We start from the raw sequence: 22318 nt of genomic DNA on the forward strand, positions 1-22318 counted from the left end.
GAATTCCTTCACATGACCAGACTTATTGCCGCCACGCTGGCCCTGTTGCTGACCTGTGTCAGTGCCTTTGCACAGGACGCGACCGGACCGATCCAGCAGGTGCTGCAAGAGCACCGCGACACGATCCTCAAAAGCTCGCGCACGACCATTGGTCCGGCGATTGACGCCGTGGCCGACAGCGGTCTTCCGCAGGCGCAGGCAGTGCTCGAGGCATGGTCGGACAAGAACATGTGGCTGCGCGAGGCGGACGGTTTGTTTTTTCGCGCGGAAAAGGCAGAGGGCGGCTATGCGCTGACGGATTTCGACAGCGGTGAAGTGGTCGGCGTGGTCGACAAGGACGCGCTGGACCAGATCAAACCCAACAGCGGCATCCGCGCGCTGATCGGCACGGCGCTGGTGCAGTTCCAACTGAAAGACCCCGACCCCAGGCGCCGCCAGGATGCGCTGACCTCGATTTCCCGCGATCCTGACCAAGCGCTGCTGAAACCGCTGCGCAATTCCATCGAGATGGAGACCGACGCGACCCTGAAGGCGCAAAAGCTGCGGCTGGAACGCCTGTTGACCATCGGCTATGACGCAGACCCGGATGCGCGGGTGCAGGCGATGGCCGATATGTCGGGCGACTTGGGCGTTGACGTGCGCGCCACGCTGAATCCGCTGGTGGCCACCCGCCGCACCGTGGCGCAGGGCGGTGTGCCCGAGGGCACGAACGTCGCCGCGATCCTTAAGCCCGGCTCGGACGCACTCAGCAAGGTTGCGGCCTACGATATGCTGGTCGCCGCCGATCTGGCCCCTCCGCGTGTGACGGATGCGGCCATCCGTGCGGCGCTCGAGGCCAACATCACCGATGGCCGCGTGGGCGGCGTGGCCGTGCAACAACTGAACACCGACGCGGCGCGTCGCACGGCTTACATCACGCTGGCCGAAGCAGGCACCGTGCCGCCCTTCATTTCCGAGGACGAGGTTCAAGCCACGCTGGATGAATTTACCTTCTATGACGCCTATTTCGATCCCTCTGCACAGGTGACCGACGCGGCCAATGATGCGCTGAACGCGATCAAGCTGAAGGTTGGGATGAACCAGGCCGCCGACCTGACGCTGGACGCGCTGTCTTTGGCGTCGATCTATTTTCTGGCCGCCATCGGCCTTGCCATCACCTTTGGCGTGATGGGGGTGATCAACATGGCGCATGGCGAGTTCATCATGATGGGCGCCTATACCGGCTATGTGGTCCAGCAGGTCATTCCCAACCACACCGTGTCGATCCTCGTGGCGATCCCGCTGGCCTTTGCTGTGACCTTTGCCGCCGGGGTGGCGATGGAGCGGCTGGTGATCCGCTGGCTGTACAACCGTCCGCTGGAAACACTGTTGGCGACCTTTGGTATCTCGATTGCGCTGCAACAGTTGGCCAAGAACATCTTTGGCACCCAAGCCCGCCCGCTGACCTCGCCCGCGTGGTTGGACGGGGCGCTGACGCTGAACGACGTGGTGTCGATCAGCTATATCCGCATCGCGATTTTCTTTCTGGCGCTGTTCTTCCTCGCGGTGTTCCTGTTCATCATGAAGCGCACGCGGCTGGGGCTGGAAACCCGCGCGGTGACGCAGAACCCGCGCATGGCGGCGTCGATGGGGATCAATCCGGGGCGGGTGAACATGCTGACCTTTGGCTTGGGGTCAGGCATCGCGGGTGTTGCCGGCGTGGCGATTGGCCTCTTCGCCAAGGTGACCTCGGAACTGGGATCAGACTACATCGTGCAAAGCTTCATGACCGTGGTCGTCGGCGGCGTCGGCAACATCTGGGGCACGCTGGCGGGGGCCACGATGATCGGGTTCCTGCAAAAGGGCATCGAATGGGGCAACCCCAGCAACACGCTGGCGGCACAGACCTATATGATCGTCTTTATCATCATTTTCATCCAGTTCCGGCCAAGGGGTATCATCGCCCTCAAAGGCCGCGCGGCGGGGGATTGAGACCATGAACCGTTCATTCGTTGCACGAAACCCGTCGGTCCTGATCTTCCTTGCCCTGCTGGCGCTGTTTACGCTGGGGGTCACGATCCTGTCCGAGGGCTTTGGCGTGGGCATGGTGTCCACCAGTTTTGTCAAGACCTTGGGCAAGACGCTGTGCCTGTGTCTGGTGGCCGTGGCAATGGACCTGATCTGGGGCTATGCCGGTATCCTCAGCCTGGGACATTTCGCGTTCTTCGGGTTGGGCGGCTACATGATCGGCATGTGGCTGATGTATGAACGCACCCGCCTGATCGTGGTGGATGCGCTGGCGCAGGGCCAACTGCCCCCCACGCCCCAAGAGGTTGTCGATGGCATCGGCAACCAGATTTTCGGCGTGGTCGGCAGCAGCGATTTCCCCGTCATCTGGTCCTTTGCCGACAGTCTGACGCTGCAACTGGCGATGGTCGTGCTGGTGCCGGGCCTGCTGGCGCTGGTCTTTGGCTGGCTGGCCTTCCGCAGCCGCGTCACGGGCGTTTACCTGTCGATCCTGACACAGGCGATGACCTTGGCGCTGGCGCTGTACCTGTTCCAGAACGACAGCGGTTTGCGCGGCAACAACGGCCTGTCGGGCCTGCAGAACCTTCCGGGCGTGAATGCGTCGCAGGACGTGGTGTCGATGTGGTTCTTCTGGGCCTCGGCGCTGGCGCTGGGGTTGGGCTATCTGCTGGCGGCATGGGTGGTGTCGGGCAAATTCGGCTCGGTCATCCGCGGCATCCGCGACAACGAGGCGCGCGTGCGCTTCCTGGGCTATTCGGTCGAGGCCTACAAGCTGGCGATGTTCACGCTGACCGCCTGTATCGCGGCCATCGCGGGGGCGCTGTATTACCCGCAGGCGGGCATCATCAACCCGGCCGAGATTGCCCCCATCGCGTCGATCTATCTGGCCGTCTGGGTGGCCATCGGCGGGCGCGGGCGGCTGTATGGTGCCGTGATCGGTGCAGCCGTGGTCAGCCTGCTGTCCACTTGGTTCACCGGCGGGCAGGCACCGGACGTGCCGCTGGGGTTCTACACGATCAAATGGGTCGACTGGTGGCTGGTGCTGCTGGGGCTGTCCTTTGTCGGCGTCACCCTGTTTGCCCCGCAAGGCATCGGCGGGCTGTTTGACCTTATCAGCGACCGGCTGCGCCCGAACCGGCACGGCGCCGACCTTGGCCCCGATCAGGGATCGCTGCGCGAGAAGGAGGCCCAGCAATGAGCACGCTTCTGGAAGTCTCCGGTGTCTCGGTCAGCTTTGACGGCTTTCGCGCCATCAACAACCTGTCCTTCCGCATCGCGGATGCCGAAATGCGGGCGGTGATCGGGCCGAACGGCGCGGGCAAGACCACGTTCATGGACATTGTCACAGGCAAGACCAAGCCCGACGAGGGCAGGGTGCTGTGGGGCGAAAAATCGGTGTCGTTGCTGAAGATGTCCGAGGCCAAGATCGCGCAGGCGGGCGTGGGGCGCAAGTTTCAGAAGCCCACGGTGTTCGAAGATCAAAGCGTGCAGGAGAACCTGCTGATGGCGCTGAAAAAGCCGCGCGGCTGGTTGCCCGTGTTGTCATACAGGCCCTCCGAGGAAGACTTGGCCAAGGTCGCCACACTGGCAGACGACATCGGCTTGGGTGACGCGCTGCTGCGCAAGTCGGGCGAGCTGAGCCACGGGCAAAAGCAATGGCTTGAGATCGGCATTCTGCTGGCACAGGAGCCGCGCCTGCTGCTGGTCGATGAACCTGCCGCTGGCATGACGCCGGAGGAGCGCGAAAAAACCACCGACATCCTGGTCGAGGCGGCCAAGACCCGCGCCGTGGTCGTGGTCGAACACGATATGGAGTTCGTGCGCCGCCTGAACTGCAAGGTCACCGTGCTGCACGAAGGCTCGGTTCTGGCCGAAGGATCGCTGGACCACGTCACATCAAATCAGGACGTCATCGACGTCTATCTGGGGCGCTGAATATGCTGAGTTTGAATGACCTGACGCTGCACTATGGCCACAGCCAGATCCTGAACGGGATTTCGATGCAGGCGGCACAGGGCGAGGTGACCTGCGTGATGGGCACCAACGGCGTGGGCAAGACCAGCCTGATCAAGGCCATTTCGGGCACCCATCCGCGCACGGCGGGCACGCTGTCGCTGGACGGGCAGGACCTGCCAGTGCTGCCTGCGCACAAACTGGCGCATCTGGGTGTGGCCTATGTTCCGCAGGGCCGCGAGATTTTTCCGCTGATGACGGTGAAGGAAAACCTGGAAACCGGCTTTGTCTGCCTGCCGCCTGATGAACATTTCATCCCGGATCATATTTACGAGCTGTTTCCCGTGCTCAAGGACATGACATCGCGGCGCGGCGGCGATCTGTCGGGCGGGCAGCAACAGCAACTGGCCATCGCGCGGGCGCTGATCACCAAGCCCAAGCTTTTGCTGCTGGACGAACCGACGGAAGGCATTCAGCCCAACATCATCCAGCAGATCGGCAACGTGATCCGCCTGTTGCGCGATCAGGGGGAGATGGCGATCGTGCTGGTCGAGCAATATTTCGAATTCGCCTATGATCTGGCAGACCGTTTCGTGGTGCTGCGCCGTGGCGCGGTGGTGCTGGAAGGGTCCAAGGCAGACGTGCCCAAATCCGAGGTGCTGCGCGGCGTGTCCGTCTGAGCCGGGATGCGTGAAGGGCTGTGCGCTGGCGCACTTGCAATTCCTGACAAAAATAGGCAGGTATTGGCGCAAATGCTTTTGCAAGGACCCTGCCATGACAGATCACACCATTGATGCGCCTCGCATCCTGCGCACCCGCCACGAATTGCGCCGCAGGCACCTGACCGTCGCGGCGACCGAACGGCTGACCCCGCACATGATCCGCCTGACCCTGACCGGGGCGGACCTGCACGACTTTGCCAGTGCCGCACCGGACGATCACATGAAGCTGGTCCTGAACGCCGACAGCGACAGCCCGCAAATGCGCGACTATACCCCGCGCCGGTTCAACGCGCAGGAACTGGTGGTGGATGTGGTCGACCACCCCGGCGGACCCGCCGCCGACTGGGCGCGTGCCGCCGCTGTGGGCGACGCGATCACCATCGGCGGCCCGCGCGGCAGCCAGCGGATCGAGGGCGACATCGACCATTGGCTGTTGATCGGCGATGAAACCGCGCTGCCCGCCATCGGTCGCTGGATCGAGGAGATGCCCGCCGCGACGCGCGTGACCAGCATCGTCGGCGTGCCGGATGCGGCGGACGAACAGACCGTGACCACCGCTGCCGATTGGACGGCACACTGGCTGCACCGTCCGCTGGATCAAGCAACCGATCCCGCGCCCTATCTCGCGGCGCTCGACGCCATGCCCCTTGGCCCGCGCACCTTTGTCTGGGTTGCAGCCGAAGCCATGGTGGCCCGCGCCATCCGCACGCACCTGCTGGAAAACGGGCACCACAAACAGTGGATCAAGGCCTCGGGCTATTGGGTGGCGGGGCAGGCGGATGCGTCGGACAAGGGCATCGAGGACTGACCCCACACTGGTTTGGATGTGCCGAAGGTCAGATGACCTTCCTTTCGCGCGCAGGCTCGAGATGGAAATCCAGACGTTCGTGCACATTGCAGCGCATAGCAGGATTGCGCCCTTAGCGGCCAAAGTTGCGTTTTGCGTAAATGCCAGTTTTGTGAGAGCTTTCCTCACATGTTGAACTTCAGATGTGCGAGACTGAAATGACAGACAAGCTTGTAATATGGACGTTTGAATGGGTGCGAATGACCAATGGTCCCGCGGGCTTCGTGCGGGACTTGCGGCTCAGATGGGCATGTGAAGAGGCCGGTATCGACTATGATGTCAAAACCGTCCCGCTCGTAGAGAAAACCGCGGAACATTTCTCCCGTCAGCCCTTTGGTCAGGTCCCGTTCATAAAGGACGGCGAGATCGAGATATTTGAAAGCGGGGCTTGTTTGCTGCACATCGCGCGCAAAAGCGAGGTTCTGATGCCGCGCGATCCTTTCGGAGAGGCTGAAACACTTCAATGGACAATCGCCGCGCTCAATTCCGTGGAAACGATTTCTGTTCCGTGGTGGTTTCTCGAAGTCACCGGCGCAAAGGAAAATGGCCTTACCAATTGGCTTGAAAGCCGCCTTTCTTATCTTGAGGGAATTCTTGGCGAACGCGAGTGGTTGGTATCGGATCGCTTCACCGTCGCTGATCTGCTGATGGCTGATGTGCTGCGCGTAGAAAAAATCCGGGCGCTTGGTGATCGTCCGGCATCCGAGGCTTACATCCAGCGCGTGACGAATCGTCCTGCATTTCAAAAAGCATACGCGGCGCAGATGGCGCATTTTGAAGCCGCCGACGCTGCGCGGAACAAGGCCGGAACTTGATTGCGGAGGACCACCATAATTTCTATCGGGTTAGCCGCATCTCGCTGAATAAGGATAATGTCTCTGGAACATCAGGCGGCAGCTAAATCCGCTGTGCATCAACAATACCCACCCCAAGCGTCAATATTGCGTCATGCGGCGTGCGGCCCGGAATCCGTCAAATCAGCCCAAGCCGCCAAAGATGCGCGACGGTCCGCAAGGCCCGCGTGCATTCGGGCAAGGCGGATTTTGTGCGCCCACCCCCCGCAGGCGTTCTTGACCTCTGTCGGCCCATGCCATAACTAACCGGTGCTACGCGGGCGTTGTGTAGTGGTAAGACCTTAGCCTTCCAAGCTAATGACGCGGGTTCGATTCCCGCCGCCCGCTCCAGCCTTCCCCTTCCTGACCGATTTGCCTGCGAAAGTGGGGCCTTTGTCGCATTGACCCCATGGCGCACAGCCGCCACAAGTCGGGCCGAAGTGAATTCAGGAGCCGTCATGGCCGAGCAGACCCCGCAGACCGTCCAAACCACCACCCCCGTGCCCGGCAAAGGCGATGACCAGCGTGCTGCCTCCAAGCGCATTGGCAATCTGGCCGCGCTCTGGCCATTCGTGACGCCCTATCGTCGCCTGATGGTCGCGGCGATCACGGCGCTGGTGTTGACCGCCGTGGTGTCGTTGACCCTGCCGCTGGCCGTGCGCCGCGTGGTCGACAACTTTCGCACGCAGGACGGCGCGCTGTTGAACCAGTATTTCATGGCCGCCATCGGCATCGCCGGATTGCTGGCCGTGGGGACCGCGCTGCGCTATGCGCTGGTGACGCGGCTGGGCGAGCGGGTGGTGGCGGACATCCGCAAGGCGGTCTTTGACCGCGTGATCGGTATGAGCCCTGCGTTCTACGAAAAGATCATGACCGGCGAAGTGCTCAGCCGGATCACCACGGACACCACGCTGATCCTGTCGGTGATCGGGTCCAGCGCGTCGATCGCCCTGCGCAACATGCTGATTTTCGCGGGCGGCCTCGTGCTGATGCTGCTGACCTCGGCCAAGCTGACGGGGCTGGTGCTGTTGATCGTGCCCGCCGTGGTCATTCCGATCCTGGTGCTGGGGCGACGCCTGCGGGTCATCAGCCGCGAAAACCAGGACTGGATCGCGGCGTCCTCGGGCAGTGCCTCCGAGGCGCTGGGGGCGGTTCAGACCGTACAGGCGTTCACCCAGGAGGCGGCGACGCGCGCGCAGTTCAGCGACGTGACCGAACGCAGCTATGATGCCGCCGGGCGACGCATTCGCACGCGGGCGCTGATGACGATGATCGTGATATTCCTGGTCTTTTCGGGCGTTGTCGGCGTGCTGTGGATCGGCGCCAATGACGTGCGCGCAGGCGTGATGTCCTCGGGCGCGCTGATCCAGTTCGTGATCTACGCGGTCATGGTCGCGGGCGGGGTCGCGGCCCTGTCGGAAATCTGGGGCGAGTTGCAGCGCGCCGCAGGGGCCACCGAGCGGCTGGTCGAGCTGTTGACCGTCGAGGACAGCGTGCAGGACGCGGCGACCACTGCCGTGTTGCCGACACCGGTTCGGGGCAGCATCCGCTTTGACGATGTTTCGTTCAGCTATCCGGCGCGCCCCGATGTTTCGGCGCTGGATCATGTGACGCTTGAGATTGCACCCGGTGAAACCGTGGCCTTTGTCGGCCCGTCCGGCGCGGGCAAGACAACCGTGATCCAGATGCTCTTGCGGTTCTACGAGCCGCAGTCGGGGCGGGTCATGATCGACGGCGTGGACCTCAGCACAGTGGCGCGCGACGTCTTCCGCCGCCATATCGCGCTGGTGCCGCAGGACCCGGTGATCTTTGCCGCCTCGGCCCGCGACAACATTGGTTTTGGCCGCCCCGGTGCGACCGAGACCGAGATCGAAGCCGCAGCCCGCGCCGCTGCGGCGCATGAGTTCATCATGGGCCTGCCCGAGGGCTATGACGCCTATCTGGGCGAGCGTGGCGTGATGCTGTCGGGCGGGCAAAAGCAGCGCATCGCCATTGCCCGCGCCATCCTGCGCGACGCACCCGTGCTGTTGCTGGACGAAGCGACCAGCGCGCTGGACGCCGAAAGCGAACGCGCGGTGCAAGAGGCGTTCGAGACGCTGAGCCGGGGCCGCACCACGTTGATCGTGGCACACCGGCTGGCCACGGTGAAGAAAGCCGACCGGATCGTGGTGATGGAGCAAGGCCGTATCGTGGCCGTGGGCACCCATGACGAACTGGTGGCCCAGGACGGGCTGTACGCACGCCTGGCCAAGTTGCAATTCACCGCAGATCTGGCGGCGCAATAGCAAGGCGGGCAGGGGGCCAGCCCCCCGACGCTGGCGCGTCTCCCCCCGGAGTTTATCTGGCAAGATGAAGGGTGTCAGGCTTACGCTGCGTCGGCCGATGGCTGCCTTGCGCCTGATATGCTTGCGCAATTGCTGAAACCACCGCATCTTGTCAGGTAAGGAAAAAGCCACACGGGAGCGGTGGCGACAGGGAGGATATACCATGACTTATGCAGGGATCGAAGACCGCAAGCGCATCGAAGCCGAAGGCCCGTGGGCGTCGCGCAATGTGCCCGTGACGCTGTTCGGAATGCTCAGCGATACGGCTGCGAAATTTCCGGATCACAATGCGGTCAGCTACCAGATCTTTTCGGGCCCCAAAGACAAGGCCGAAACCTTTACCTGGCGCGAACTGAAGGCCAAGACGGCCCAGACCGCCAATATGTTGCGCAGCATGGGCATTGGCCCGACGGATGTGGTGGCCTATGTGCTGCCCAACTGCAACGAGGCGATCCTGACCATGTTGGGCGGGGCGACGGCGGGCATCGTGAACCCGATCAACCCGCTTCTGGACCCCGAACAGATCGCGTCGATCCTGCGCGAGACCGGGGCCAAGGTCGTGGTGACGCTGCGCGCCTTTCCCAAGACGGATGTGGCAGACAAGGTCGCAAGTGCGGTGGCCCATGCGCCCGGCGTGAAAACCGTGCTCGAGGTCGACCTGCTGCGCTATGTGACGCCGCCGAAGTCGTGGATCATTCCCCTGATCCGCCCCAAATCCGCGCGCGCGCCCCACGCCGATTACCTGAGCTTCAGCGCCGAGCTGAAAAAGCACAACACGAGCCTGGATTTCGAGGACGTGCAACAGGACCGCGTCGCCTGTTATTTCCACACGGGCGGCACCACCGGCATGCCCAAGGTGGCGCAGCACTGCTATTCGGGGCTGGTCTACAACGGCTGGGTCGGGGGCGAGTTGCTGTTGAACGAGAATGACGTGCTGCTGTGTCCGCTGCCGCTGTTCCACGTGATGGCGGTGCATGTGATCCTGATGGGCGCCGTGTTCAGCGGTGCGCATGTGGTGTTCCCGACGCCGCAGGGCTATCGTGGCGAAGGCGTGTTCGACAACATCTGGAAGCTGACGGAACGGTGGAAGATCACCTTTATCGTGTCGGTGCCCACGGCCCTTGCCGCGATGATGCAACGCCCGATTGATGCCGATGTCAGCACGGTCAAAACCGCGTTCTCCGGTTCGGCCCCGCTGCCCAAGGAACTGTTCAAACGCTTTGAAGAGGCCACCGGCGTCACCATCGTCGAAGGCTACGGCATGACCGAGGCGACCTGTCTTGTGTCGGGCAACCCCGTGGACGGGCTGAAGAAAATCGGCAGCATCGGCATCCCGTTCCCCTATACGGACGTGAAGATCATCAAGCAGACCAACGAAGGGCCGCTGGAATGCGCCGTCGACGAGATCGGCGAGATCTGCATCGCCAATCCCGGCGTCTATACCGGCCACACCTACACCGAAGAGGCCAAGAACAAGGATCTGTTCTACAACGACACCCACCTGCGCACCGGCGATCTGGGCCGAATGGACAGCGACGGCTATCTGTGGATCACCGGCCGGGCCAAGGATCTGATCATTCGCGGCGGGCACAACATCGACCCCGCCGAGATCGAGGACGCATTGCAGGGTCACAAGGCCGTGGCCTTTGCCGGTGCCATCGGCCAGCCTGACGCCCATTCCGGCGAGGTGCCTTGCGCCTACGTCGAACTGGTGGACGGTGCCACCGTGACCGAGGCCGAGCTGATGGAGTATTGCAAGAAGCATGTCCACGAACGTGCCGCACAGCCCAAGCATATGACGATCATGGACGAGCTGCCAAAGACGGCGGTGGGCAAGGTGTTCAAGCCCGACCTGCGCAAGAATGCGATCACGCGGGTCTATAACGCGGCCCTGTCAGATGCAGGTTTGAAGGCGCGGGTCACCTCGGTTCTGGATGACAAGAAACGCGGGCTGACAGCGCAGGTGGCGGCCAACGGCGACAGCCAGGAGGCCATCGGCAAGGTGCTGGGGCCGTTCATTCAGGGCTGGGAGCTGGAAACACAAGCCGTCGCGGCGGAATAGGCCTGTGCCCGACTATGAGAAACTGATGGACGACGAGGTCCGTGCCTTCTTGGCGCGGACCGAACAGCATTATCCGCCCGACGCGGTGGACCTGACCGTTCAGGACCAGCGGCGGGTCTACAACGCGATGTGTGCCGATTTCGATGTGGGCTATCCTGACGATGTGACAGCGCAGGACCGCGCCTTTGGCGGTGTGACGTGCCGCGTCTACAGCCGTGCAGCCCCCGTTGTGGGCACGGTGTTCTATTGCCACGGCGGCGGTTTTGTCGTCGGCGGGCTCGACAGCCACGACAGCATCTGCGCCGAGTTCTGCGCAGGCACGGGGATGCAGGTGATTGCGGTCGATTACGGCCTGTCGCCCGAACGTCCCTTTCCCGGTGATTTCGAAGACGCCTGGGCCGCGTTCGAAGCGGTCTGTGCCGAAACCGATGGCGCAATCGTGCTGGCCGGTGACAGCGCAGGCGGCAATCTGGTGGCGGCAATTGCCCATTACGCGCGCGGTCGCATCGACGGGCGTATCACAGGCAGCCTGCTGATCTATCCCGGACTGGGCGGCGACCGCACGCGGGGCAGCTATGTCACCCACGCCGACGCACCGGGCTTGAGCGTGCGGGACATGGCGTTCTATCAAACGCTGCGCTCGGGCGGGCAGGACCACACCGGAGATCCGCGGTTTGCGCCCTTGCAGGACACCGATTTTTCCGGCCTGCCGCCCACGGTGATCCTGACCGCCGAATTCGACCCGCTGTCCAGCGATGGCGAGGCCTACCGCGATGCCATTCAGGATGCCGGAGGCCGTGCCGTGTGGATCGAAGAGGCGGGGCTGATTCATGCCCACCTGCGGGCGCGGCACATGTCGACACGTGCCGCCACCAGCTTTGCGCGGATGATACAGGCGCTGACGCTGCTGCGCACGGGTCAGATCACCGATCTGGACTGACCGTCAGGTCAGGAACGGTTTGGCCTTCATCGTGTCGGGGATCGGCGCGCCCAGCCGCGACAGGATGGTGGGGGCCAGTTGCAGCTGGTCGATCACCGTATCTTCGTGCGGTCCTTCGGCCTCTCCGAAATAATACAGCGCCGCCTCTTGCTGCAAGGCACCGCGCCCGCCGTGGTGGCCGCGCTCGTCCTGGCCATGGTCGGCGGTCACGATCACCTCATAGCCCATTTCGCGCCAGCGTGGGATGAACGGGGCCAGCATCTCGTCCATGACGAAACAGGCGTTGTCCATCTCCTGGCTTTCATGGAAGAACCGGTGGCCCATGCTGTCCAGCGTACAGGTGTGCAACATGCCATAGTTCAGCCCGAACCGCAGGCACAGGTTGGTCAACGTGCCGAACAGGTCCACGTCCGACGGGGTCATCTGGTTGTTGTGCCCATAGCCGGTCATCGTGTGAAACCGCCCATGGTTGATGGTGTCGCTGTCGGCCTCGTCATATTCGATGTCGCGCACGTAGTCGAAAGGGTGACGGTTGAAAAACTCGGACCAAAAGCTGTGCGCGACCGCCCCCGTGACCCCGCCTGCGGCGCGGGTGGCCGAGAAGACGTCGGGATGGGACAGGCGGAAAACATTCCCGTTGCCGGTGCAGCCGTGTGCGGCAGGGGCCACGCCGGTGTGGATCGACGCATAGCACGACGCCGAAATCGACGGCAGCACCGCGCGCAGTTTCCACACGCGGGCATCACCTGAATCAACCCAGCCTTCCAGATTGCCGAACAGCCGCCGCCAGTTGCGCCATGGCACCCCGTCCAGAATGATCAGCAACAGTTTCTTGTCCATGAAAGCCCCCTGCGTGTTTGCACCGCATTTGACCGCAGGCGCCGCACAGGGGCAATGGCAAAAGCCGGATTACGCCCCGGCAAGCGCCATCAGGCCGTCGCGCAGATCCTGAGGGCTGGTGGGGGCCAGTGCCGCGTCAACGGCATCATGGGTCGCCCGCCACGTGGGCAGCGCCTGTTTCAGCACCGAACGGCCCGCATCGGTCAGGTGCAGACGGCGGGCGCGGCGGTCGTCCTTGTCGGCTTTTGCCGTGACCAGCCCCTTGCGCTCAAGCGGTTTCAGCGCCGCCGTCAGCGTGGTGCGGTCCATGCCCAGAAGATCCACCAGATCGCTGATCCGTGGCCCATCAGGCCGGTTCAGGGACATGAGCAGGGAAAATTGCCCGTTGGTCAGGCCAAAGGGGCGCAACGCATCATCAAAACGACGCGCAAGCACCCGCGCCGCGCGCTGCACATACAGGCACAGGCAGCGGTCGCGGATTTCATGGGTGACCGAAAGGGGGAGGGAAGCGTCCATCATAGATATATGTTGATATCAACCTATATAAATGTCAATCTGAAAGACGAATCTAGCAAGAGGAGGTGACGTGATGTCATATGTATCTGGATTTCTGCTGGCCGTGCCCGAGGCGAACAAGGCCGCCTACAAGGCAATGGCCGAGAAGGCCTGGCCGCTTTTCAAGGAATACGGCTGCTTGTCGATCCAGGAAAACTGGGGCGTCGACACGCCGGACGGCAAGGTCACATCCTTCCCGATGTCCGTCAAACGCGAAGAGGGCGAGGTGGTCGTGTTCTCATGGATGATCTGGCCCGACAAGGCGACCGCCGACAAGGGGTTCGAGAAAATGATGACCGACCCGCGCATGAAAGAGATGACGGAAATGCCGTTCGACGGGATGCGCATGATGTGGGGCGGGTTCGAGCCGCTGGTCACGTTGACCGCAGACTGATCGGACAACGGGCAGGGCGCAGGCGCGCCCCGCCTGAACCTCAGTTGCCCGCACTTTCCATGCGGCGGTGTTCGATGACCTCTTCCAGCCAGCCGATCTTCATCTCGGGGACCGAGCTGAGCAGCAGGTCGGTATAGGCGTCGAAGGGCGGTGACAGAACCGTGGATTTCGATCCGTACCGCACGACCTCACCGCGATACATCACCGCGATGCTGTCCGCGATGGCGCGCACGGTCGCCAGATCGTGGGTGATGAACAGGTAGGCTACATCCTCAACCTTTTGCAGCTTGAGCAGCAGCTTCAGGATGCCGTCCGCCACCAGCGGGTCCAGCGCCGACGTGACCTCGTCGCAGATGATCAGCTTGGGCTTGGCCGCCAGCGCGCGTGCGATGCAGACACGTTGTTTCTGCCCGCCTGACAGCTCCGCCGGATAGCGGTCTTGAAAGCCTTCGCCCAACTCGATCTCGTCCAGCAGTTCCTGGATGCGCGCCTGTTTCTCGCGTCCCTTCATGCCAAAGTAGAACTCAAGCGGCCGCCCGATGATCGTGCCGACAGTCTGGCGCGGGTTCATGGCGGTGTCGGCCATCTGATAGATCATCTGCAATTCGCGCAGATCCTCGCGCGAGCGAGAGGGCAGGTCGGGCGACAGGTCGCGGCCGGCAAAGTGGATTCTGCCCTTTGTGGGGGGCAGCAAACCGGTGATCACCCGCGCCAACGTGGATTTGCCCGATCCGCTTTCGCCGACGACGGCCAGCGTCTGGCCGGGATGCAGGTCCACATTGATGTTCTTGAGCACGTCGAAATTGGTGCCCCTGTAGCGGGCCGTGATGTTCTGGACCCGCAGCACCGGCTGATCGGTCGGTTCCTTTTCGAGGTGCTTGATCGAGCGGACGGACACCAGCGCCTGAGTGTACTCTTCCTGCGGGTTGTTGATGATCTGGTCGGTGGTGCCATATTCGACCATGTCCCCCTGGCGCAGCACCATGATATAATCGGACACCTGCGCCACGACCGCCAGATCGTGCGTGATATACAGCGCCGCGACGCCGGTGACGGCAATCGCATCCTTGATCGCCTTCAGCACGTCGATCTGCGTCGTGACATCCAGCGCCGTGGTGGGCTCGTCAAAGATCACAAGATCCGGCTCGGGGCACAGCGCCAGCGCCGTCATGCAGCGTTGCAACTGTCCGCCTGACACCTGGTGCGGATAGCGGTTGCCGATGGTTTCGGGGTTGGGCAGACCCAGCGCCTTGAACAGCTCGACCGCGCGGGCTTCAGCCTCTTTCTTGCCGAACTTGCCCTGGCTGATCGCCGCCTCGGTCACCTGTTCCATGATCTTCTTGGCCGGGTTGAAGGACGCCGCCGCCGATTGCGACACATAGGTGACCTCGGCCCCGCGCAGACGACGGATGTCGCGGTGCTTGGCCTGCAACAGGTCGCGCCCGTTCACCCAGACCTCGCCGCCGGTCAGCTCGACGCCGCCCCGGCCATAGGCCAGCGTGGCCAGGCCGATGGTGGACTTGCCCGCACCGGATTCCCCGATCAGCCCCAGAACCTCACCCGCTTTCAGGTCGAAATCGACCCCATGGACGATCTCGATATCATGCGGCTTTTCGCCCGGCGGATAGACCGTTGCACCAATTTTCAAGCCGCGGACTTTTACCAGTGGATCGCTCATCCCCGGCCCCCTTTCAGTGAAGTGGTTCGGTTCAGAACCCAGTCGGCCACAAGGTTGACGCTGATGGCCAGCGTGGCGATGGCCACCGCCGGATAAAGTGCGGCCCCGATGCCGTAAACGATGCCTTCCTTGTTTTCCTTCACGATGCCGCCCCAGTCAGCTTGCGGCGGTTGCACGCCAAGGCCCAGGAACGACAGGGTCGATACGAAGAGAACCGCAAAGATGAACCGCAAGCCCATCTCCGCCACCAGCGGTGACAGCGCATTGGGCAGAACCTCGCGAAAGATGATCCACGCCAGTTTCTCGCCGCGCAGGCGCGCCGCTTCGACATAGTCCATGACGGTGATGTCCACCGCGACGGCACGCGCCAGACGGTACACGCGCGTGCTGTCCAGCAAGCCCATGACCACGATCAGCACCGGCACGGTGACCGGCATGACCGACAGCACCACCAGCGCAAAGATCAGCGACGGGATCGACATGATCAGATCGACGAACCGCGACAGCAGCTGATCGGGCCAGCCGCCCAGCACAGCGGCGGCAAAGCCCAGCACCGATCCGGTGATGAACGACAGCGCGGTCGCCATGGTGGCGATAAAGATCGTGGTGCGCCCGCCATAAATCATCCGGCTCAGCAGGTCGCGCCCGATGGTGTCGGTGCCCAGCAGATGCTCGGCCGATGACGGCTCCCAGACATCGCCCACGACTTCGGCCATGCCATAGGGGGCGATCCATGGCGCAAGGATGGCCATCAGGAAATAGGTTATGGTGAAAAACAGCCCGATCAGGGCAGACAGGGGAATGCGCATCAGATCAGCCCCCCTGTGCCCAAAGCCCCAGACCGGACGACGTTTGCGGTGTTGAAGACTGCATGTGTCATTTCGGATGCCTCAGTCTTGGGTTCGCCAGAATCGACACGATGTCCGCGATCATGTTCAGCACAATGTAGACCGCTGCAAAAATCAGCCCGCAGGCCTGCACCACAGGCACATCGCGTTTGGAGACGTGATCGACCAGGTACTGGCCCATTCCGGGATAGGTAAAGACCACCTCGATCACCACGACACCCACCACCAGATAGGCCAGGTTCAGCATCACGACGTTGACGATGGGGGCGATGGCGTTCGGAAAGGCGTGTTTGCGAATGACTTCGAAGGTGCTCAGCCCCTTCAGCTCGGCGGTTTCGATATAGGCCGATTGCATCACGTTCAGGATCGCCGCACGGGTCATGCGCATCATATGCGCCAGAACCACCAGCGTCAGAACCGCGACGGGCAGGGCAATGGCGTTCAGTTTCTGCCCAAGCGACATGGTGTCGTTGATCATCGCCACGGAAGGCGCCCAGCCCAGTTTGACGGCGACAAAGAACATCAGCACATAGCCGATCAGGAATTCGGGGATCGAAATGGACGTCAGCGTGATGCCCGAAATCACCTTGTCCGGCCAGCGGTCGCGGTAACGCACCGCGATCAGCCCCAGCAGGATCGCCAGCGGCACCGAGATCAGCGCGGCCCAGAAGGCCAGGAACATGGTGTTCGCAAACCGCCCGCCCAGGCTTTCGGCAATGTCACGCCCGTTGGTCAGCGCGGTGCCCAGATCACCCTGCAACACGCCGCCCAGCCAGGCGAAATAGCGGGTAACAGGAGGATCGTTCAGACCCAGTTCGGCACGGAGGTTGGCCAGGGATTGGGGGGTGGCGGACTGCCCCAATATGGATTGCGCGACGTCGCCCGGCAGGATCGTTGTGCCAACAAAGATCAGGATCGAGGCCGCGAACAGCAAAACCACACCCAGCGCGACGCGCTGGGTGATCAGTTTTAAAACAGGGTGCATCTACTTTGCGCCCTTACGCCGACTTCAGCCAGCACTTGATCGCGGCCTGGTTCGACATCATTTCACCGTTCGGGTCGTTGATCCAGCCGCCCAGATCGTTGCTGACGCCGTTCACGAAATCGTTGAACATCGGCAGGATCAGGCCGCCTTCGTTGCGCAGCATCTGACCCATCTGGGAATAGATTTCCTTGCGCTTGGCGTCGTCGAGTTCGGCCTTGGCCTCGTTCAGCATCTTGTCGAACTCGGGGCGTTTCCAGCGTGTGTCGTTCCAGTCTGCAGTCGACAGATAGGCAGTGGTGTACATCTGGTCCTGTACCGGACGGCCACCCCAGTACGAGGCGCAGAAGGGCTGCACGTTCCACACTTCGGACCAGTAGCCGTCGTTCGGCTCACGCTTGATTTCCAGCGGGATGCCAGCCGCCTGTGCCGACTGCTGGAACAGCGACGCGGCATCGACCGCACCGGGGAATGCCCCATCGGACACGCGCAGGATGATCGGGCTGCCATCGTGGCCGGATGCGGCGTAATGTTCCTTGGCTTTCTCGATGGAATGCTCGCGCTGCGGGATCGTATCGTCGAACAGCGGATAAGAGGCGTTGATCGGGAAGTCGTTGCCGATCGAACCATAGCCGCGCAGGATCTTGTCCACCATCTCCTCGCGGTTGATCGCATATTTCAGCGCCAGACGCAGTTCGTTGTTGTCAAAGGGTGCCGTGTCGATATGTGCGATGAACACATAGTGACCCCGACCCGACGACGATTGCACCGACAGGTTGGGCGCACGGTCCAGCAGGCTGGCAACCTTGGGGTCAACGCGGTTGATCGCGTGCACCTGACCCGACTGCAGGGCGGCGGTTCGGGCCGTGGCATCGTTCAGCACCAGGATTTCGACTTCGTCCGCAAAGCCGCGGTTTTCCGCGTCCCAGAAATCGTCACGGCGTTTGAAGGCATGGCGCACGCCCGGCTCGTCGATTTCCAGCGTATAGGGGCCGGTGCCGATTGCAGCACCCGGATTGTCCATGCCGCCGTCCGGCTGGATGATCAGGTGATAGTCGGCCATCAGATAGGGAAGGTCGGCGTTGGGCGATTCCAGATCGACGATAAAATTGTCGCCGTCCACTTTCATGTCGGCGATGCCCTTCATGATGCCCAGAGCACCCGATTTGCTTTCCTCGTTCGAGTGGCGCTGCATGGTTTTCAGCACGTCCTCGGGGGTCATGTCCTTGCCGTTGGAAAAGGGAATGCCCTTGCGGATCTTGAACACCCATTGTTTCGCATCCGCCGAAGCTTCGACACTTTCGGCCATACGCGGCTCGATCTTGCCCTCGGGATTGACATCCAAAAGGGTTTCACCCCAGGCATACAAGTTGTTCAGCGGAACTTCGGATGCGGTCAGCGCAGGGTCTTGGGTGTTGGTGGATTCACCGCCCGACGAGCCGATCTTGATCGTGCCACCGCGTTTGGGGGCCTCATGAGCGGCGGCCTGTGCGTGGCCTGCCAGCATGGCGTTCGCGGCAACAGCCGTCACACCCAGAGCTGCGGCGCGGCCCACGAATTCACGGCGCGTCATGCGGCCCTTGGCCACTTCGCGGGTCATATGTTGCAGTTGTTCGTTCATGTTTTAGGTCTCCCGTTGAGTGTTATCGCGCATCAGCGCAATCCAGCCAGTCGCCCGACTGTCGCGCGCGTTATTATTGACTATGGAGTCAACGTTGCGCATTTGTGGCGTTGTCGCAAGGATTATTCCCGCGCCGTACCGGTCCGTGTTCAGAGGTGATCACGCGCTATGCTGTCCTCGACGCTTTTGTCGAATATCAATGTGTCATTCTCATATGCCTCGACTTTCGCCGTCAGGTAGAAAGTCGTCTCGTCTGACCACATTTCGCTGTAGGTCTCGGTGCGCAGGCGGATGTCGCCGCGCTCGATCTCGTCGGTCCAGTGGCAGGTGCCCCGCGCGCTCAGCGGATCGTCGGGATGGATCGACCATCGTTCGCGGGCAACAGATCCGTTGATCAGCCCGTGATCGCAGTCGCGCCATTTGCCGAAATCATCCTCGATCACCAGCGTTGTCGTGCCGGTCACCATATCCGTGTCCTGGCGACGGACGTGGTTCTCGGGGCGCAGTTCCTCAACCTCCCACGGCTCGGCAGCAGCAGGGGGCGGAAAGGCGACCGACGCGTCCTGTGCCCGCGGCTCGTGCAGCGGCACGCCCAGTTGCGCGCGGTGGATGTGCACGGCGGCGGCGGTGGGCGTGGGCCACATCAGCGGCCAGTAGGCGGTCGAGATGGACACCCGCAGCCGGTGCCCCTTGGGCACACGATAGCCGACGTGATCCAGCGCCAGCGTCACGAACTGGTCCTCGCCCACGGGCATCGCACTGGGGTCCGACGCGCTGTCGCGGTGGCTGAGGTTCAGCACGCCATAGGTGATCCGCGTGGACGCCCCGTCCGGGTGCACATGGCACAGCCGCACGGCGATCTGCGCCTGCGGGGCGTCACTGCGCAGCATTATTTCGAGAGCTGGCGCGCCCAGTATGTCCATGTCGCTGTCCAGCGGGGACGAGGTCCACGTCGCCGACAAGCCGTCGTCACGGCGCTGGTCGCCAGGCATTTCCGGGCCCAGCCAGATGGCGCAGTATTCCCCCGCATCCGCGCCGGTGTGCGCAGGCGATTGCACGGTGGTGTCGGCCACATCGACGTCGGTGCTCAGCACGCCGTCACCCAGCCAGAAGCTGCGGTTCATCACCGGCTCTTCATGCATCGTCTCGCGGCCCGCAACCGCACCGTCCTGCGTGACCCAGCGGCCCGGGCGGTCGGTGTACCACGTGGCCGGGCGCACGCCGTCCATCACATAGGCGCGGTAATCGGGATCGTCCTCGACACCGGTGTCGATGCCCTTCAACCAGCGGTCCCACCAGCGCAGGGCCTCTTGCAGAAAGCCGATGCGCGGTTCGGGCACGGCAAAGTGGGGATATTTGTGCACCCACGGACCGACGATGCCCTTGGACCCGGGAATGTTCTTCACGATCTGCGGGACGGTGTTCTTGTAGCTGTCGCCCCAGCCGCCGACGGCCAGAACCTTGGCCTTGATAGTGTCATAGCTTTCGCAGACGCTGCCGTGCTCCCAATAGCTGTCACGCCGCTGGTGGCGCAGCCACAGTGACGGCAGGAAAGGCTCGGCTTCCAGCCGCTCCAGCCACATCTCACGCCAGTTCTCGCGCAAGGCAGGGTCCGGCGCGCGGCTGGAATAGGACCACATCGTCGCCCCCCAGCCCAGGTTTTCGTTCAGCAGGTTGCCGCCCTTGTAGTGGATGTCATCGGCAAAGCGGTCGACGGTCGAACATAAGGTGATGATCGCCTTCAGCTCGGGCGGGGTCATGGCCGCCACTTGCAGCGAATTGAAGCCGCCCCAGCTGATTCCCATCATGCCCACATTGCCGTTGCACCAGGGCTGCGCGGCCAGATGGCGGATCACCTCGACAGCGTCGTCCAGCTCTTGCTGGCTGTATTCGTCTTCCATGATCCCTTCGCTGTCGCCATTGCCGCGCATGTCCACGCGCGCACAGGCATAGCCGTGGCGGGCAAAGTAGGGATGGGTCAGCGCGTCGCGCGCACATGTGCCGTCGCGTTTGCGGTAGGGCAGGAATTCCAGGATGGCCGGGACCTGTTCACTGTCGTCTTCGGGGCGCCACAGGCGGGCCGACAAACGTGTGCCATCAGACATGACGATGGCGTGGTCAGGGTCTTCGGTGATGTCGCGGGGGGCGTTGGATGCGTCGCTCATGGGCGTTGATTTTCCTGTCTGGGGCCGGATGTCAAGGCGATCACCCTTTGCGCGCGATCAGCAGGTCCATCACATTCGTGCCAGTCGGGCCGGGTTTCAGCAGCGCACCGCGCGCCGCCAACCAATCGTAGGGGGCGGCGGACTCAATGGCGGCCTGGCCGCTGGAATCCCATGTTTTTCCGTCGACAACGGCCCCCGCCGCGTCCGTGGGGCCGTCCGATCCGTCGGTCCCGGCCACCAGAATATGCAGGTCGTCCGCCCCTGCGATCTCACGGGCCAACCGCAAGGCCAGCATCATGTTCCGCCCGCCCAGACCGGGTGTCTCGGGCAGGATCACGGTGGGTTCGCCGCCCAGGATGTGCAGGCCATCGGGCGCCGCTTTCAGGTCCGCCGCGATGCGCGGGGCAAGGGTTGCGACATCCTCATACAGCGTCTCGGCATTGCTGCGCAGCTCCGCCCCGGCAGCATCGGCAATGGCCGCCCGCGCGATGGCGTTCGATGCGACAATGCGCGCATCATGGGCAAATGCTGCATTTTCGGGCGCATCGCCAATCCCCGAGCCGATGACGCCCAGGCTGTCGCCCTCGACGTCCGAAATCGCCAGCGTGGTCACGCGCGCGCCCCGAAAGGCCCCCAACAACTTGCCCCCCTTGATCCGCGACAGCCCGCGCCGCATGGCGTTGATCTGATGAATATCCGCCCCCGAGGCCAGCTTGTCTCGTGTGCGCTGCGCCAGATCGTCCAGCGTCAGGTCGTCCTCAAGCACCTCGGCCAGCGCCGATGCGCCGCCCGAGACCAGCATCAAGAGGTGCGTGCCGGGGCCGCAACCCTGCACCGCGTCCAGCATCGCGGCGCCTGCTTTCAGGCTGGCGGCATTGGGCACGGGATGCGCGGCCTCGATCACACTTGCATGGGCGGGTGCGCCGTCCGCATGGCCGTCCTTGGTGACGATCAGCACCGGTGCATCGGGGAACAGCGAGGCGGCGGCGCGGGCCATGGCGGTGGCCGCTTTGCCCACGGCGATGATGCGGTCGGGCGAAGGGATGGGATGCGCGCGCAGCGACTGGCGCACGCTGGTGTCGCCGCCCACTGCATCCACGCCGATCTGCCAGAGGTCTGTAAGCCGTGTCATGATGTCCTTGGTGTTGGGACCGCGCCTTTCGGCAATGGTAGCGCGCAGGGGCAGGGCAAGCCACCAAGGAAAGATGAAAAAATTCAAAAAGACTCTATGCGCCGAATCATGATTCGGTTAGAATCACCTCAAGTCAGGCAAATCACGCCACAGCCCGCATCAGACGGGCGGCGGTACTGACCCCGGACGGTGTAACCTGGTGCTTTTGTGCCGCCCATGATCCTATGGGCGAAGTGAAAAACATCATATTATTCAGTCCGATACAGGCGCAGACGGTGGCATCTTTCGGGGTGCGCGGCAGATCAGATTGGCAGGCACGTGAGGGGTGGAGGGCAAGCGGCCCAACCGCCCCCGCGTTGCGTTCGTGACCCGGTTTGGCCTCTGTCCCCCTGTCGTCCGCGCGCGCCTTGAACGA

18 protein-coding genes and 1 tRNA gene are annotated in these 22318 nt (G+C 62.9%); 11 read left to right on the forward strand and 8 right to left on the reverse strand.

Features of this window, described 5'->3' with window-relative positions:
- The first annotated feature begins 12 nt into the window (after positions 1 to 12).
- The 10 genes from urtB (at position 13) to BUC08_RS11470 (ending at position 11688) form a co-directional block, all read left to right on the forward strand.
- A complete protein-coding gene (gene urtB, locus BUC08_RS11425) occupies positions 13 to 1971 on the forward strand; it encodes an urea ABC transporter permease subunit UrtB (protein ID WP_037923699.1) in 1959 nt (652 codons plus the stop codon).
- Between the two features lie 4 nt (positions 1972 to 1975).
- Positions 1976 to 3205: an urea ABC transporter permease subunit UrtC gene (urtC, locus tag BUC08_RS11430; RefSeq protein WP_037923696.1), complete on the forward strand. Its 1230-nt coding sequence runs from the start codon at positions 1976 to 1978 to the stop codon at positions 3203 to 3205.
- Positions 3202 to 3942: an urea ABC transporter ATP-binding protein UrtD gene (gene urtD, locus BUC08_RS11435; RefSeq protein ID WP_028958332.1), complete on the forward strand. Its 741-nt coding sequence runs from the start codon at positions 3202 to 3204 to the stop codon at positions 3940 to 3942. Before urtC ends, urtD begins: the two co-directional genes overlap by 4 nt.
- 2 nt (positions 3943 to 3944) lie before the next feature.
- The gene (gene urtE, locus BUC08_RS11440; RefSeq protein ID WP_037923694.1) at positions 3945 to 4640 is read left to right on the forward strand and encodes an urea ABC transporter ATP-binding subunit UrtE; all 696 of its coding nucleotides are present in this window, start codon (positions 3945 to 3947) and stop codon (positions 4638 to 4640) included.
- A gap of 94 nt (positions 4641 to 4734) precedes the next feature.
- The gene (locus tag BUC08_RS11445) at positions 4735 to 5490 is read left to right on the forward strand and encodes a siderophore-interacting protein (RefSeq protein WP_037923693.1); all 756 of its coding nucleotides are present in this window, start codon (positions 4735 to 4737) and stop codon (positions 5488 to 5490) included.
- Positions 5491 to 5729: 239 nt separating this feature from the next.
- Positions 5730 to 6344: a glutathione S-transferase family protein gene (locus tag BUC08_RS11450; RefSeq protein ID WP_224769683.1), complete on the forward strand. Its 615-nt coding sequence runs from the start codon at positions 5730 to 5732 to the stop codon at positions 6342 to 6344.
- 295 nt (positions 6345 to 6639) lie between these two features.
- Positions 6640 to 6713: transfer RNA gene (locus tag BUC08_RS11455), tRNA-Gly, on the forward strand.
- 107 nt (positions 6714 to 6820) lie between these two features.
- Positions 6821 to 8647 (forward strand): ABC transporter transmembrane domain-containing protein, encoded by a 1827-nt coding sequence (locus BUC08_RS11460; RefSeq protein ID WP_051694076.1) that lies wholly within the window; start codon positions 6821 to 6823, stop codon positions 8645 to 8647.
- A 202-nt stretch (positions 8648 to 8849) separates the two neighbouring features.
- The gene (locus tag BUC08_RS11465) at positions 8850 to 10748 is read left to right on the forward strand and encodes an acyl-CoA synthetase (RefSeq protein WP_037923689.1); all 1899 of its coding nucleotides are present in this window, start codon (positions 8850 to 8852) and stop codon (positions 10746 to 10748) included.
- A gap of 4 nt (positions 10749 to 10752) precedes the next feature.
- Positions 10753 to 11688 (forward strand): alpha/beta hydrolase, encoded by a 936-nt coding sequence (locus tag BUC08_RS11470; RefSeq protein WP_037923687.1) that lies wholly within the window; start codon positions 10753 to 10755, stop codon positions 11686 to 11688.
- Positions 11689 to 11691: 3 nt separating this feature from the next.
- On the opposite strand, the gene BUC08_RS11475 is transcribed toward BUC08_RS11470, so the two are convergent.
- Complete coding sequence (locus BUC08_RS11475; RefSeq protein ID WP_037923685.1) at positions 11692 to 12528, reverse strand: alkaline phosphatase family protein; 837 nt, start codon at positions 12526 to 12528, stop codon at positions 11692 to 11694.
- 69 nt (positions 12529 to 12597) lie between these two features.
- A complete protein-coding gene (locus BUC08_RS11480; protein ID WP_037924560.1) occupies positions 12598 to 13044 on the reverse strand; it encodes a MarR family winged helix-turn-helix transcriptional regulator in 447 nt (148 codons plus the stop codon).
- A gap of 73 nt (positions 13045 to 13117) precedes the next feature.
- Here BUC08_RS11480 and BUC08_RS11485 point away from each other — a divergent pair, with 73 nt between their 5' ends.
- Positions 13118 to 13477 carry a DUF1428 domain-containing protein gene (locus tag BUC08_RS11485; RefSeq protein ID WP_037923682.1) on the forward strand — a complete coding sequence of 120 codons (360 nt, stop codon included), beginning with the start codon at positions 13118 to 13120 and terminating at the stop codon, positions 13475 to 13477.
- A gap of 40 nt (positions 13478 to 13517) precedes the next feature.
- On the opposite strand, the gene BUC08_RS11490 is transcribed toward BUC08_RS11485, so the two are convergent.
- The 6 genes from BUC08_RS11490 to BUC08_RS11515 all read right to left on the reverse strand — a co-directional run bounded on the left by BUC08_RS11490 (position 13518) and on the right by BUC08_RS11515 (position 21903).
- Entirely contained in the window at positions 13518 to 15155 is a 1638-nt protein-coding gene (locus tag BUC08_RS11490) for an ABC transporter ATP-binding protein (RefSeq protein WP_037923679.1), read from the reverse strand.
- Positions 15152 to 15967 (reverse strand): ABC transporter permease, encoded by an 816-nt coding sequence (locus BUC08_RS11495; RefSeq protein ID WP_143186718.1) that lies wholly within the window; start codon positions 15965 to 15967, stop codon positions 15152 to 15154. Before BUC08_RS11495 ends, BUC08_RS11490 begins: the two co-directional genes overlap by 4 nt.
- Before the next feature lie 64 nt (positions 15968 to 16031).
- Complete coding sequence (locus BUC08_RS11500; RefSeq protein WP_037923677.1) at positions 16032 to 16988, reverse strand: ABC transporter permease; 957 nt, start codon at positions 16986 to 16988, stop codon at positions 16032 to 16034.
- A gap of 13 nt (positions 16989 to 17001) precedes the next feature.
- Positions 17002 to 18606, reverse strand: coding sequence for an ABC transporter substrate-binding protein (locus BUC08_RS11505; RefSeq protein ID WP_037923675.1), 1605 nt, complete (start codon positions 18604 to 18606; stop codon positions 17002 to 17004).
- Between the two features lie 149 nt (positions 18607 to 18755).
- Positions 18756 to 20771 (reverse strand): CocE/NonD family hydrolase, encoded by a 2016-nt coding sequence (locus BUC08_RS11510; protein ID WP_037923672.1) that lies wholly within the window; start codon positions 20769 to 20771, stop codon positions 18756 to 18758.
- A gap of 40 nt (positions 20772 to 20811) precedes the next feature.
- Positions 20812 to 21903: a DUF4147 domain-containing protein gene (locus tag BUC08_RS11515; RefSeq protein ID WP_037924558.1), complete on the reverse strand. Its 1092-nt coding sequence runs from the start codon at positions 21901 to 21903 to the stop codon at positions 20812 to 20814.
- Positions 21904 to 22318: the final 415 nt, after the last annotated feature.

It is taken from the genome of Pseudosulfitobacter pseudonitzschiae (assembly GCF_900129395.1).
GTDB classification, from domain to species: Bacteria; Pseudomonadota; Alphaproteobacteria; order Rhodobacterales; family Rhodobacteraceae; genus Pseudosulfitobacter; species Pseudosulfitobacter pseudonitzschiae.